This is a genomic window from Microbulbifer okhotskensis (assembly GCF_023895975.1).
Taxonomy (GTDB): Bacteria; Pseudomonadota; Gammaproteobacteria; order Pseudomonadales; family Cellvibrionaceae; genus Microbulbifer; species Microbulbifer okhotskensis.
The window spans coordinates 1-259 of sequence record NZ_JALBWM010000476.1; the positions used below are offsets into that span (position 1 = coordinate 1).

The 259-nt window shown below is 57.1% G+C and carries 1 protein-coding gene; it reads left to right on the forward strand.

The features are described from left to right. Positions 1 to 259 (forward strand): hypothetical protein (locus tag MO867_RS22980; protein WP_252473471.1); only part of this gene is annotated, 259 nt, incomplete at both ends.

Genomic DNA, 259 nt, shown 5'->3' on the forward strand with positions numbered 1-259 from the left:
CATGGAATACGGTACTCACCGCGAAGGTGCCATCACCATCACCGCGTTGCAGGACATTTTCGGCTTACCAGACACGGTTTACAGTGTGGAGCAGCCCAGCACTTGGCAGCCCCCCAGCCGGATTCCCCTGGCCGTAACCGATCAAAAATTATTTGAGGTTTCCTACCGGGATTTATGCCTGGAGTTATCCCAGACAGAACTCACGGCACTGGACGAAGATGCCGGCTTTATTGGCGCCCTGGGTGCGCGCCCCAACGGC